At 43.9% G+C, this 12,824-nt stretch carries 14 protein-coding genes; 10 read left to right on the plus strand and 4 right to left on the minus strand.

Features of this window, described 5'->3' with window-relative positions:
* The first annotated feature begins 22 nt into the window (after window positions 1-22).
* From aroB to trpS, 6 genes are all read left to right on the plus strand, one after another.
* On the plus strand, window positions 23-1,111 hold the full coding sequence (aroB, locus tag DPF90_RS09010) for a 3-dehydroquinate synthase (RefSeq protein WP_114786002.1): 1,089 nt from the start codon (window positions 23-25) through the stop codon (window positions 1,109-1,111).
* A gap of 42 nt (window positions 1,112-1,153) precedes the next feature.
* Window positions 1,154-2,647, plus strand: coding sequence for an SPOR domain-containing protein (locus tag DPF90_RS09015; RefSeq protein WP_114786003.1), 1,494 nt, complete (start codon window positions 1,154-1,156; stop codon window positions 2,645-2,647).
* 71 nt (window positions 2,648-2,718) lie between these two features.
* Complete coding sequence (locus DPF90_RS09020) at window positions 2,719-3,546, plus strand: Dam family site-specific DNA-(adenine-N6)-methyltransferase (protein ID WP_114786004.1); 828 nt, start codon at window positions 2,719-2,721, stop codon at window positions 3,544-3,546.
* 114 nt (window positions 3,547-3,660) lie between these two features.
* Window positions 3,661-4,332, plus strand: coding sequence for a ribulose-phosphate 3-epimerase (rpe, locus tag DPF90_RS09025; RefSeq protein ID WP_114786005.1), 672 nt, complete (start codon window positions 3,661-3,663; stop codon window positions 4,330-4,332).
* 4 nt (window positions 4,333-4,336) lie between these two features.
* Window positions 4,337-5,023 (plus strand): phosphoglycolate phosphatase, encoded by a 687-nt coding sequence (locus tag DPF90_RS09030; protein ID WP_114786006.1) that lies wholly within the window; start codon window positions 4,337-4,339, stop codon window positions 5,021-5,023.
* Window positions 5,024-5,132: 109 nt separating this feature from the next.
* Window positions 5,133-6,149, plus strand: coding sequence for a tryptophan--tRNA ligase (trpS, locus tag DPF90_RS09035; RefSeq protein WP_114786007.1), 1,017 nt, complete (start codon window positions 5,133-5,135; stop codon window positions 6,147-6,149).
* A gap of 70 nt (window positions 6,150-6,219) precedes the next feature.
* On the opposite strand, the gene trmL is transcribed toward trpS, so the two are convergent.
* The 4 genes from trmL to DPF90_RS09055 all read right to left on the minus strand — a co-directional run bounded on the left by trmL (window position 6,220) and on the right by DPF90_RS09055 (window position 9,538).
* Window positions 6,220-6,696 carry a tRNA (uridine(34)/cytosine(34)/5-carboxymethylaminomethyluridine(34)-2'-O)-methyltransferase TrmL gene (gene trmL, locus DPF90_RS09040; protein ID WP_114786008.1) on the minus strand — a complete coding sequence of 159 codons (477 nt, stop codon included), beginning with the start codon at window positions 6,694-6,696 and terminating at the stop codon, window positions 6,220-6,222.
* Between the two features lie 81 nt (window positions 6,697-6,777).
* Window positions 6,778-7,395 (minus strand): superoxide dismutase, encoded by a 618-nt coding sequence (locus DPF90_RS09045; RefSeq protein ID WP_114786009.1) that lies wholly within the window; start codon window positions 7,393-7,395, stop codon window positions 6,778-6,780.
* Between the two features lie 74 nt (window positions 7,396-7,469).
* Complete coding sequence (cpxA, locus tag DPF90_RS09050; protein ID WP_114786010.1) at window positions 7,470-8,852, minus strand: envelope stress sensor histidine kinase CpxA; 1,383 nt, start codon at window positions 8,850-8,852, stop codon at window positions 7,470-7,472.
* A complete protein-coding gene (locus DPF90_RS09055) occupies window positions 8,852-9,538 on the minus strand; it encodes a response regulator (RefSeq protein ID WP_114786011.1) in 687 nt (228 codons plus the stop codon). Before DPF90_RS09055 ends, cpxA begins: the two co-directional genes overlap by 1 nt.
* Window positions 9,539-9,720: 182 nt before the next feature.
* On the opposite strand from DPF90_RS09055, the gene DPF90_RS09060 reads away from it, so the two are divergent.
* From DPF90_RS09060 to DPF90_RS09075, 4 genes are all read left to right on the plus strand, one after another.
* Entirely contained in the window at window positions 9,721-10,218 is a 498-nt protein-coding gene (locus tag DPF90_RS09060; protein WP_114786012.1) for a CpxP family protein, read from the plus strand.
* 117 nt (window positions 10,219-10,335) lie between these two features.
* Window positions 10,336-11,244, plus strand: coding sequence for a CDF family cation-efflux transporter FieF (gene fieF, locus DPF90_RS09065; protein ID WP_114786013.1), 909 nt, complete (start codon window positions 10,336-10,338; stop codon window positions 11,242-11,244).
* A gap of 281 nt (window positions 11,245-11,525) precedes the next feature.
* The gene (gene pfkA, locus DPF90_RS09070; RefSeq protein ID WP_114786014.1) at window positions 11,526-12,488 is read left to right on the plus strand and encodes a 6-phosphofructokinase; all 963 of its coding nucleotides are present in this window, start codon (window positions 11,526-11,528) and stop codon (window positions 12,486-12,488) included.
* Window positions 12,489-12,608: 120 nt separating this feature from the next.
* A partial coding sequence (locus tag DPF90_RS09075; RefSeq protein ID WP_205395164.1) for a transposase domain-containing protein occupies window positions 12,609-12,824 on the plus strand: 216 nt, incomplete at its 3' end.

The raw sequence follows: 12,824 nt of genomic DNA on the forward strand, positions 1-12,824 counted from the left end.
TATTAGCAACTGGAGAATACCCATGGGAAGGATTACGGTCAGCTTAGGTGAGCGTAGCTATCCAATTTCAATTGGTGCCGGATTATTTAGTGATCCGGCCCACCTTTCATTTTTATCTGCCAAACAAAAAGTGGTTGTGATCACTAACGTCACGGTTGCTCCATTATATGCACATAAAATACTAACTCTTCTTGAACACATTGGCTGTGAGGCATCAGTGCTTGAATTGCCTGATGGTGAGCAATATAAATCACTGGATACCTTCAATACTGTCATGAGCTATTTGCTCGAAGGTAATTATGCTCGTGACGTGGTGGTAATTGCTCTTGGTGGTGGGGTTATTGGTGATCTTGTTGGATTTTCGGCAGCCTGTTATCAACGTGGCGTTGATTTTATCCAGATCCCGACGACTCTGTTATCTCAAGTCGATTCATCTGTTGGCGGCAAAACCGCAGTCAATCATAAGCTAGGCAAAAATATGATAGGGGCTTTCTATCAGCCTAAATCCGTTATTATTGACACTGATTGTCTGAAAACCTTACCAGCGAGAGAGTTTGCTGCAGGTATCGCTGAAGTGATTAAATACGGGATTATCTACGACGAGGCCTTTTTTGTCTGGTTGGAAGATAACCTTGACGACTTATATGCGTTAGATGAGCAAGCTCTGACCTACGCGATTTCACGTTGTTGCCAAATCAAAGCTGAGGTGGTTGCAAAGGATGAAAAAGAGTCTGGTATTCGCGCCTTGCTTAATCTTGGCCATACATTTGGCCATGCGATTGAGGCTGAGTTAGGTTATGGCAAGTGGCTCCATGGTGAGGCGGTGTCTTCTGGTACCTTGATGGCGGCGAAAACAGCTGAGCTGCAAGGGCTTATTACGCCACAGCAAGTGGAGCGAATTCTCTCTATACTAAAAAAAGCACAATTGCCTGTGCATACACCAGACACCATGACTTTTGACGACTTCATGAAACACATGATGCGTGACAAGAAAGTACTTTCTGGTGAGCTGCGTTTAGTGTTACCTACTGGAATTGGTAGCGCCGAAGTTGTGAAAGGTGTGCCTGAATCGATTATTCGACAAGCGATCGATTTTTGTCGCGATATTTGAGTTGTTTGCTTTAGACAGTAGGCTGTCATTAGGATGGTTTGAATGAGTTTGACGCATGAATCCCGTGTGTTGGAGTTAGATACTCAAGTAGAACTGCTTGAGCGCATGCAATTGCTAACCAATTTTGGTTCTAATTTAGTCACGGTTGGTGGTGCGCCTGGAGCAGGTAAATCATGGTTAGCCCAACGTTATTTGGAAGCTTGGGCGTCGGATAAAAACCAATCTTTGTTGATGTGTCATCCTAATCAGGATGATCAGCAACGCAGAACCATGGTTTTGACTCAGCTTTTTTCTGAGCCGATGTTTGATCCTACTGACCCTTTAACTGACAGCTTTTCTCGCCAAATAGGCGAAGAGGGCTGTGATGTTGTTATCGTTATCGATGACGCTCAGCAGTTGAAGGAGTCGTTTGTTTCAGAGTTATGGATGTTGGTTCTTGAGGCACAGGACAAACCCAGTTGGACAATCAATGTGGTATTGTTTGCTCAATCTAATTCGCTTGACGTACTGTTGACGCGTTTGAGTTATGGCCAAGATCACAAGCCTATAGATTTAGAAATAGATCCATTGACTCAGGATGAAGCCGACCGCTTTTTTGAACACCTTGTGATTCGTTTTGTCGAAGATGAAAGAGAAAAGCGTGTACGTAACGCATATCGGACTGTTGCCCTTCGGCCGGGCGACATTATGGCTTTAGGGGACCATAAAGTGGAAAAAAGGATTATTATCCGTTCAATCATTGGCTCACCAATGAATATCGCTCTGTTAGTCATCACTCTACTTCTTCTTATTGGAGGAGGATATTGGTGGCTTATGGTACAGCCTTCGCCCGAAGATAAGATGCATCAAGTTGAGGACACTCAGGATAAGACAGTACTTCCAGCCTCGCCTGTTAATACTGAAGCCGATACATCATTGTCTAATCTTGATACCGATAAGAGCAGTGACATGGACAGCGCAGTAATTGCTGCTGAGGATGACTCTCAGGCGCTACCGCCTAAAGTGACAGAGCAAACCTCTAGTGTTGGTAGTGGTCAAGATGGGCAACAGCGTGTTGTGATCACATCAGATGTGGTTGATGCTCTGATAGAAGGTAAACCTGAAAAGGCCAGCATAGCTGAAAATCAAAATGTGGTGAGTAAATCCGGTATTCGTATTTTGCCAGCCAAAACAGAAAATGCTGCTGTTGCTATTGTATCTGAACCAGAAAAGCCCGTTAAACCTGTTGTTTCCTTTTCATTTACTAAGGATGAGCTAAAGAATTTTTCTGTGCGCAGCTATACACTGCAACTAGCCGCTGTTCAGTCTTTAGAAGAAGCACAAGAGTTTCTGGACAAACATAAGCTGGCAGGTAGCGTATATATCTATCCCACATTGCGAAACGGCGCGGATTGGTACATCATCACTTACCAAAACTACCCAACAATTCAAGTTGCTAGAGATGCCGTGGAGTCCTTGCCTGCCGATATACAGCAGTTAGATCCTTGGGCTAAGTCACTTAGTCAGGTACATAGAGAAATCGATCGAGTGAAATAACGCTGAGCCGAGATGGAAAATATGTTACATTTCGCAGCCTTAATTTTTGTTTGATTGATTTAGAGCATTAGATGAAGAAGCAGCGCGCCTTTCTCAAATGGGCTGGTGGAAAATACGGTTTAGTTGAAGATATCCAGCGGTACTTACCAGAAGGTCGTAAGCTAGTGGAACCTTTTGTTGGAGCAGGGTCAGTGTTTCTTAACACTGACTATGACCACTATTTTCTTGCCGATATCAATCCAGACCTGATTAACCTTTACAATTTGTTGAAAGAGAGGCCACAAGAGTATATCTCTGAAGCTAAGCGCTGGTTCGTGGCTGAAAACAATCGCAAAGATGCTTATCTGTCGATACGAGCTGAGTTTAATGGTACAGATGATGTTATGTATCGTTCTTTGGCTTTTTTATACATGAATCGATTTGGCTTTAATGGTTTGTGCCGCTACAACAAAAAAGGCGGTTTTAATGTCCCGTTTGGCTCGTACAAAAAACCATATTTTCCCGAAGCGGAATTGGAGTTTTTTGCTAGTAAATCGAAAAAAGCCACCTTCGTTTGTGAAAGCTATCCAGAGACATTTAGGCGCGCCCGTAAGGGAAGTGTGGTTTATTGTGACCCTCCTTATGCGCCGTTATCGACTACAGCAAACTTCACTTCTTATGCTGGAAATGGATTCACTCTAGATGATCAAGCTGCTTTGGCTGATGTTGCCGAAAAAGCAGCCAAAGAGCGCCATATTCCGGTGTTAATCTCCAATCACGATACAACCCTAACTCGTCGTCTCTATCATGGGGCAGAGCTCAATGTCGTCAAAGTAAAGCGCACCATTAGCCGCAATGGCGCAGGACGCAATAAAGTCGATGAGCTACTGGCTTTGTTCAATCCCAGTCATGATGACTAAGCCCACTTACTCTGGCGATATTTCTCTCATCTAAGCTATCTTATCTGTCTTTGCTTGGGTAGAATGTGCTCAAATGGTCTTTTGGGTTTACCTACATTCAAACAGAGGTCTGGTATGAAAGATTTCCTTATTGCTCCATCCATTTTATCTGCTGACATGGCACGTCTTGGTGAGGACGTTGACAAAGTCCTCGCAGCAGGGGCAGATGTGGTTCACTTTGATGTGATGGATAATCATTACGTACCTAACCTAACTTTTGGTGCCCCTATTTGCCAAGCATTGCGTGATTACGGTATTACTGCGCCCATCGATGTCCATTTGATGGTAAAGCCTGTTGACCGCATTATTCCAGATTTTGCCAAAGCTGGAGCTTCTATGATTACCTTTCATGTCGAAGCTTCTGAGCATGTTGACCGCACCTTACAGCTTATCAAAGAGCATGGATGTAAAGCAGGGGTCGTGCTAAACCCAGCCACACCACTTTCTCATCTGGAATATATTATGGATAAACTGGATATGATTTTGCTTATGTCAGTTAATCCTGGTTTTGGTGGGCAATCATTTATCCCTAAAACGCTTGATAAACTCAAAGCGGTGCGTCGCCTAATCGATCAGTCTGGACGCGATATTCGGTTAGAAATTGATGGTGGGGTTAAGGTCGAAAATATCAAAAAAATTGCTCAAGCAGGCGCGGACATGTTTGTTGCAGGTTCGGCGATTTTTAATCAACCAGATTATAAGCAAGTGATTGATCGAATGCGTGAAGAGTTAGCAAAGGTAAGATAGTTAGATGAGTAATATAAAATTGATCGCGTTTGATCTCGATGGCACTTTACTTGATAGTGTGCCAGATCTTGCTTTAGCAGCTGATCAGACACTGCAAGCTCTTGGTTTTCCTCGTGTTACCGAAGAACAAGTGCGTGACTACGTTGGTAATGGTGCTGATGTGCTTATCGCGAGAGCCTTGAGTGCTAGCATTGAAGTTAACCCCGATTTAGATCCTGGTCTCCAAGCTAAGGCTCGTCAGCTATTTGATGATTATTATGAGAAAACTGGACATCAACTGAGTCACTTGTACGCAAAAGTTAGCCAAACACTCGAGCAGCTTCATCAAGCAGGGTTTGCAATGGCTTTGGTGACTAATAAGCCGTCTAAGTTTGTTCCTGAGGTGCTTAAGAAGCATCAAATTGATATGTTTTTTGCTGAGATTATTGGCGGTGACACTTTCCCAGATAAGAAGCCCAATCCCATAGCTCTTAATTGGTTACTTGAGAAGTATGAGTTACAGCCAGAGCAGATGTTAATGGTTGGAGATTCAAAAAATGATATTTTAGCTGCAAAAAATGCTGGCTGCTTATCATTTGGACTTACCTATGGTTACAATCATGGTGAGCCAATCTCGGATTCAAAGCCCGACTTTGTATCTGATTGTATTGCTGATTTGCTCGATGTTGCTCAGGTTTGTCCGCAGTTGTAACAAAAGATCTTCCAAAATACTCGTTAATGAGTACACTGAGTACGCCGCGTGGTAGACAAGCTATGCGGTTTTTTCATTTTTTAGATTAAGAAGTCAAGGAATCATTCTCATGAGCAAGCCCATTGTATTGAGTGGTGTGCAACCCTCAGGTGAACTAAGTATCGGTAACTACTTGGGTGCTCTACGTCAGTGGCAACAGATGCAAGACGATTATGATTGCCAATACTGTGTGGTTGACCTTCATGCGATTACGGTTCGCCAGGACCCTAAAGCACTGCATGAAGCGACGCTAGATGCATTGGCGATTTGTTTGGCCGTTGGTGTTGACCCACAAAAGAGCACGCTATTTGTTCAATCTCATGTACCAGAGCATGCGCAATTGGGCTGGCTTCTTAATTGTTACACCCAGATGGGAGAGCTGAGCCGAATGACTCAGTTTAAAGACAAATCTGCTCGATATGCCAATGATGTTAATGCGGGTTTGTTTGGTTATCCTGTTTTGATGGCGGCAGACATTTTGCTGTATGGAGCTCAACAAGTACCTGTGGGTAACGATCAGAAGCAGCACCTAGAGTTGGCTCGTGATATCGCGACTCGCTTTAATAACATTTATGCGCCAGATGCGCCGATTTTCACTGTACCTGAGCCTTATATTCCCACAGTGAATGCACGTGTTATGAGTTTGCAAGATGCCACCAAGAAAATGTCTAAATCAGACGATAATCGTAAAAATGTCATCACTCTTTTAGAAGAGCCTAAATCGATCCTCAAAAAGATAAATAAGGCTCAAACTGATACTGAAACACCGCCACGCATTGTGCATGACTGGGATAACAAAGCGGGTATCTCTAACCTAATGGGGCTTTACTCAGCGGCAACGGGTATGAGCTTTGAGGAAATTGAAGCGCAATATAAAGGCGTTGAAATGTATGGTCCGTTCAAGAAAGATGTTGGTGAAGCTATTGTCGCTATGCTTGAGCCTATTCAGGCTGAATACCGACGTATTCGTGAAGACCGCGCTTATATGGACAGTGTGATGAAGCAAGGAGCAGAAAAGGCTTCGGCTCGTGCGGCGCAAACTTTAAGTAAGGTCTATCAAGCCGTCGGTTTTGTTGCTCGTCCATAATAGGATGAGTTAACACTCAATTTGCAAACGGACTCTTATGAGTCCGTTTTTTATTCTGGTGATGTGAAGCTTACTGGGCGCCTGCAAAGTCCATTTGACGCCAAGCTTCAAAGGCTATGATAGCAACCGCGTTAGATAAGTTTAAGCTACGAGCATCTGGCATCATGGGAATGCGGATCCTTTGTTCCATTGGCATGCTCTCGATGAGTTGTGCAGGTAATCCCCGAGTCTCAGGGCCAAACAACAGCACATCGCCTTTGGTAAATTGCGCATCGACATGGTGACCCGTTGTTTTTGTTGTGCAGGCAAAAATACGGTAGGTGTCACGTGTTGTTTCAAGATAATCAACGAATGCTTGATAATCTTTATGCCGAGTCACACGTGCAAGGTCGTGGTAGTCTAAGCCGGCGCGACGTACTTTTTTTTCGTCCAAATCAAAACCAAGCGGCTCAATAAGATGAAGGTTAGCACCACAATTGGCACATAAGCGGATGATGTTACCAGTATTTGGAGCAATTTCTGGTTCATAGAGAGCGATGTCAAACATGTTCTTGGTTGTGTTCTTGGTGATTGAGGAGAGAAATTATAAGGCGGCTTATCATCGCCGCCAAGTGCGCAGAGAGTTTTGCTATTTATTCTCGGCAAGAGCTAGGACGTAATTTTCGCTAACAGCATTCCAATTGACGACGTTCCACCATGCATCAATGTACTCTGGTCGGCGGTTTTGGTAACTGATGTAGTAGGCATGCTCCCACACATCGAGGGCTAAAATAGGCTCACCTTGTTCAACGGCTACATCCATTAGAGGATTATCTTGATTGCTCGTTGACGTGATCTTCAGTTTTCCATCTTTTACGATCAACCAAGCAAACCCTGACCCAAAAGTATTGATAGCGGTTTGTGAAAACAATTGCTGGAAGTTTTCAAAGCTATCAAAGGTTGAATTGATATCATCGGCCAGTTTACCGCTAGGCTTTCCACCGCCGTTTGGCGCCATACAATTCCAATATAAGATGTGATTGTAGTAGCCGCCGCCATTATTACGAACTGCTGGAGAATGCTGAGAGATATTAGCAAAGATATCATCCAATCTTGTTGACTCCAATTCAGTCCCTGATACTGCGGTAACAAACTTGTCGAAATATGTTCTGTGATGCTTGCTGTAATGCACTTCCATGGTTTTGGCGTCTATGTAAGGTTCGAGTGAATCATAAGCGTAGGGAAGTTCTGGAAAAGTGTGGGACATAGTCAATTCTCCTTAATTGGGAGTATATAGACTAAATGATAATGAGATCTATTATCAACTGTAGTTTTGTAAGGTTATTTCCCCTCGAGCGGCAGAATGATTTCCATACACAACCCGCCAAGACTGCTGCGTTTCGCCGTTATACTGCCACTGTGCTGGCGAATAGCACTCTCTGTAATGGCAAGACCAAGTCCGGTGCCGCCACTGTGGCGATCTCGAGCAGTAGAAACACGATAAAAGGGGCGGAATATCGCTTCTAACTCATGTTCAGCAACGCCTTCTCCATTGTCATCAACAATAATCGTCAGCCGGTCATTGTCGAGTTTGAAGGTCACTTGTATCAGATCCTGACTGTAGTGAATGGCATTTCGCACTATGTTATCGAGCGCACTCATCAAAAGTTTAGGGTTGCCTGAGATATGTCTTTCAGGAATGTGAGTGTAAGTAAGAGACTTGTTCATTTGCTCTGCTTCAAACTGAGCATCTGATAGGATAGCCTCCCATAAACTGCTAAGAGGTTGAACTTCTCGCGCCACATGACTGTCTAGCTGCATGCGTGATAGATCCAATAGTTCGCCTATCATTTGTTCGAGCCGCTGAGCTTCCGTATCAATGCGATTAAGCTCAGGACTATCCCCTTGTTTTCGTGACACTAAAGCGCTTGCCATTCTCAGACGTGTGAGCGGAGAGCGTAATTCATGAGAGATATCAGACAGCAGCCTCTGTTGCCCCGAAACCATTTGATTCACCGCTTCAACCATTTGGTTGAAGCTTTTGCCCGCTTGCCGAAACTCAGTTGTACCTTTCTCAAGCTCTGGGTCGACCCAAAACTCACCTTTTGCAACGCGTTTTGCCGCGCGTTCAAGCTTTCGGGCAGGTTGACTGAGTGCCCATGCTAACCAAAGTAGCAAAGGCGTACTGACGAGCATGACGGCAAACAATAATTGGAAGGGTTTGTCGAATAGCCGCAGCATAAAGGGTGGCGGTTGATTCCATTTGACGCCGACATAAAGTAGGAGATCATTTTGAGCCAGTGTAATGGGCAAAGGCCCTGCGACCATATAATGGCCATATAGCCGTTGCTTGGGCTTTGCGGGATCTTCAATACTGGTAATGAAATTTTGTACTGCTTTGAGCTTAAAATCTTTACGATTTTGAGTGGTTAAAATATTGCCATCGAGATCGGTGAGCATGAAACGCGGCCTAGGTTCTCGATTAGAGCGGTGCGGTCTTTCTAGTTGAAAAATAATTTGCCTAAGATCTCTCTCATTAGCAAAGCGCTGTTCAATTTTTTGTTTCGCTTCGATGAGCTTTGCATAATGCGCCGCTGGGATATCTCTTGAACGCCTAGGATCTAAGTGAGGCAGAGAGAGCACCGCCACGAGCACCAAAAACATGGTGAACCAGAAGATAGCGAAAATACGTCCGTAAAGGCTAGTAATACTAGGTAAACGCATCAGTCTTCCTCAACAAAAAGATAACCACGTCCTCGCAGCGTTTTGATGCGTGGTTTCCCATTTGGCTTTTCGGGAAGTTTTTTACGTAGGTTGGATACATGCATATCGATAGCACGATCAAAAGCTGCGAGACGTTTTCCAAGTACATCTAAACTCAGCGTTTCTTTGGTGAGTGTTTCACCCGGGTGCTGAACAAAATGGCTGAGAAGAGCAAACTCAGTGGTGGTGAGCTCAAGGTAGGCTTCCTGACAGTAAGCTTCCTGTTTTCCGGGAAATACTTTGATATCTTGATACTCAATGCAGTCAATATTTTTGCTACTGGATTTTGATTGGGTGCGACGCAAAATAGCGCGTATGCGCGCGAGAAGTTCGCGATCACTAAACGGTTTTGGTAGATAGTCGTCGGCGCCAAGTTCAAGACCTATCACTCTGTCTATCTCGTCTCCTTTAGCGGTTAGCATTAACACTGGCGTTTCCCAGTGTTCACGCAGACGCTTGAGTGTCTCGACGCCATTGAGCTTGGGCATCATCACATCCAAAAGCACCAAATCCACACCTTTGTCGATGGCCTCTAGCCCTGCTTCACCATCATTAGCTTCAGATACGTGATAGCCTTCTAGTGTTAAGACCTCTTTTAGTAAGCCAGTAAGCTCAGTGTCATCATCAATCAACAAAATATGTGCCATGCAACCAGCCTCAGTTATCCCCTTTCCTTAATAGTACTGATTAATTGAGCTGAGATTTAGTTTAATCTTACCTCTTTACGATTTTTTACTTTATCTAGACGCCACTTTACGTTGTGTTTTCTATGCTAGATTTAGCGCTGTCAGACAGCAGAGTTTACTTCTTTAGTCGAAAAGGTTTGAATATGAAAAAAGTAACAAAGATAGTTTTAGCCACGATTGTGCTGCCATTAACCCTAAGCTCGGCCAGTGTTTTTGCCAGCGGCGGTAAAGAGCATGGTAAACAAGAGCACAAAGCGTCGCTACTTGACCGAAGCTTGATACGTAAGCTGGATTTAACCCAAGAACAGCAAGCTCAGCTTAAGCAATTGCGCGAAACCATGAAAAAGGACTTAAAAGGCCAATATCAAGAAAGTTTTGCTGAGCACCAAGCTGAAAGACAAGCTAATAGAGAAAAAATGCAAGCTTTGGTACTGGCAGAATCATTTGATAAAGCCGCTGCCAATGAATTGGCCAGAGCCATGATTGAGCAGCAGACCGAGCATAGAGTGAACATGCTGGAAAAACAGCATCAAATGTTGAGTGTTTTGACGCCAGAGCAAAAAGCCAAATACGCAGAGCTGTTAAAAGAGCGTGATGACACGCGTGCTCAAAAGCGTCAGGAGCGCTTAACGAAAAATTGATCCTGATTTTTGTATTGAGTACTCATATCGGCGGCCATTGGCCGTCTTTTTTGTTTCATTTTTATTCAACTCATGACGCGTTATACTTAAGGCAATGTTTTTTCGAGCCTTTACTTTATGAAACACGAATACGCACGTTTAGTAACCCTGGCTGCTTGGACGGCAACAATCGTTGCGACTCTGTTACTTATTGTCAAGCTGGCGGCATGGTGGGTAACGGGGTCGGTAAGTTTATTGGCTTCTTTGATTGATTCCATGCTTGATATAGCGGCTTCTTTAGTTAATTTGGTGGTGGTGAGGTATTCACTTCAACCCGCGGACCGAGAGCATACTTTTGGTCATGGTAAGGCCGAGTCCCTGGCCGCGCTTGCCCAATCCATGTTTATTTCAGGATCTGCAGTGTTTCTCATCCTTAATGGTGTCGAACGCTTTTTCAGGCCTCATGCTCTCCAGTCCCCAGAGTATGGCGTTTATGTGAGCTTATTTGCAATTGTGGTGACGTTCGCATTAGTTCTTTTCCAGAAACATGTGGTTAAGAAAACGGGCAGTCAAGCGATAGCAGCAGACTCGCTCCATTATCAATCTGATTTATATATGAATGCGGCGATCATGTTAGCTTTAACCTTGAGTTGGTTTGGTGTCACTCAGGCAGACGCTGTGTTTGCAATTGGAATTGGTTTATACATTTTATACAGCGCAGTGCAGATGGTGCGAGAAGCGATTCAAACCTTATTAGATCGCAAACTACCGGATGACGAGCTTGAAAAGATAAAGCATCATTGCCTCTCTGTGGAGGGCGTTTTAGGTGTGCATCAATTGCGAACTCGTATGTCTGGTCCTACGAGATTTATCCAGCTTCACCTTGAACTTGAGGACCAAATCCCCCTGATTGAAGCGCATAGAATCTCAGATATGGTGGAGCAAAAGTTGTTGGAGTGTTTTCCTCATGCCGATGTGTTGATCCACCAAGATCCATATTCTGTGGTACTTGGGCCTGAGAAAGAGCAAAAAGTTCGCGACTGGTAACAATCGCTTCTTGAATAGATGTGGTTAATTTTGCATGCTGATTATCTTTTCAGCACAGAGACAATTTGCAGCTATCCTGATATGTATCAAATCTTTGTTCGAGTCAAACTGTAATACTTTTACATAAGTAGAAAACTTACATATTTTAGTGCAAATAAAAGTAGTATTCCTTGGGCTTCAAGGTAACATATTGCGCATATAAACGGGTCTTGTCAGTAATGACTAATGAAATTTGCTGACGTAAAAGTTGAAATAAGATTCCCAAAAAATTGAGGGTGAGCATGATTAAAAAGATCGGTGTTTTGACAAGCGGCGGTGATGCACCGGGCATGAACGCAGCAGTTCGTGGTGTGGTGCGCACAGCGCTATCGGAAGGTTTAGAGGTCTATGGTGTTCAAGACGGTTATCTTGGTCTGTATGAGAACAGAATTGAGAAGCTTGATCGCTCTAGTGTCTCTGATGTGATCAATAAAGGCGGAACTTTCCTCGGCTCTGCACGTTTCCCTGAGTTTAAAGAAGTAGCTGTTCGAGAGAAAGCCATAGAAAACCTGCAAAAACACGGCATAGAAGCTCTAGTAGTGGTTGGTGGTGATGGCTCTTATATGGGCGCTAAAAAGCTTACCGAAATGGGATACCCATGTGTCGGCTTACCAGGAACAATCGATAATGATATTGCAGGAACGGATTACACTATCGGTTATCTAACCGCACTCAATACCGTTATTGATGCTATTGATCGTCTTCGTGATACATCTTCATCACACCAACGCATTTCCATTGTTGAAATCATGGGACGCCACTGTGGTGATCTGACTCTAATGTCTGCTATTGCTGGTGGGTGCGAATACATTATTACACCAGAAACGGGCTTGGACAAAGAAAAGCTCATCAACAACATTCAAGATGGCATTAAGAAGGGCAAGAAGCATGCAATTATTGCCTTGACCGAGCTTATGATGGACGCGAATGAGTTAGCTAAAGAGATTGAGCAAGCCACGGGTAGAGAGACTAGAGCGACTGTTCTTGGTCACATTCAGCGTGGTGGTCGCCCAACAGCCTTTGATCGCGTTTTAGCATCACGTATGGGTAACTATGCTGTGCATTTATTGATGGAAGGGAAGGGCGGACGTTGTGTTGGTATCCAAAAAGAGCAGCTTGTTCATCATGATATCATTGACGCAATTGAAAATATGAAGCGCCCAGTTCGTGAAGACCTTTATCAGGTTGCTGAAGAGTTATTCTAAGTTTTCATAAGTGTTTATAAGGGCCAGTGCTTAGTCACTTAATGCCGATCGGTTTAGAGACTTGAACGATCCTGGGATCGTATGATAATCCCCACTAACTTTGTTAGTGGGGATTTTTCTATGTTGGCTGAAGAGTTAGTTCTAGCTCATGATACTATTGAAGATGGCAAAAATTATGAGTCTGTAATTAATGCCATTCAACTTGAATGGATAGAGCAAGCTCTCTATGAAACATCTAAAGCGAGTATCAGAAGGCGTCGGCTACCAGCCCAACAAGCCGTATGGCTCGTCATTTGGATGGGATTGCAGAGAAATAAATCCATTAAAGAGGTTTGC

It is taken from the genome of Vibrio tetraodonis (assembly GCF_003350295.1).
GTDB lineage: Bacteria > Pseudomonadota > Gammaproteobacteria > Enterobacterales > Vibrionaceae > Vibrio > Vibrio tetraodonis.

Coding starts and splice junctions, on each gene's coding strand:
- trpS (WP_114786007.1), top strand. CDS start 5,133: ATGAGCAAGCCCATTGTATTGAGTGGTGTGCAACCCTCAGGTGAACTA.
- aroB (WP_114786002.1), top strand. CDS start 23: ATGGGAAGGATTACGGTCAGCTTAGGTGAGCGTAGCTATCCAATTTCA.
- DPF90_RS09055 (WP_114786011.1), bottom strand. CDS start 9,538: ATGGCACATATTTTGTTGATTGATGATGACACTGAGCTTACTGGCTTA.
- DPF90_RS09015 (WP_114786003.1), top strand. CDS start 1,154: ATGAGTTTGACGCATGAATCCCGTGTGTTGGAGTTAGATACTCAAGTA.
- pfkA (WP_114786014.1), top strand. CDS start 11,526: ATGATTAAAAAGATCGGTGTTTTGACAAGCGGCGGTGATGCACCGGGC.
- fieF (WP_114786013.1), top strand. CDS start 10,336: ATGAAACACGAATACGCACGTTTAGTAACCCTGGCTGCTTGGACGGCA.
- DPF90_RS09060 (WP_114786012.1), top strand. CDS start 9,721: ATGAAAAAAGTAACAAAGATAGTTTTAGCCACGATTGTGCTGCCATTA.
- DPF90_RS09045 (WP_114786009.1), bottom strand. CDS start 7,395: ATGTCCCACACTTTTCCAGAACTTCCCTACGCTTATGATTCACTCGAA.
- cpxA (WP_114786010.1), bottom strand. CDS start 8,852: ATGCGTTTACCTAGTATTACTAGCCTTTACGGACGTATTTTCGCTATC.
- DPF90_RS09030 (WP_114786006.1), top strand. CDS start 4,337: ATGAGTAATATAAAATTGATCGCGTTTGATCTCGATGGCACTTTACTT.
- rpe (WP_114786005.1), top strand. CDS start 3,661: ATGAAAGATTTCCTTATTGCTCCATCCATTTTATCTGCTGACATGGCA.
- DPF90_RS09020 (WP_114786004.1), top strand. CDS start 2,719: ATGAAGAAGCAGCGCGCCTTTCTCAAATGGGCTGGTGGAAAATACGGT.
- trmL (WP_114786008.1), bottom strand. CDS start 6,696: ATGTTTGACATCGCTCTCTATGAACCAGAAATTGCTCCAAATACTGGT.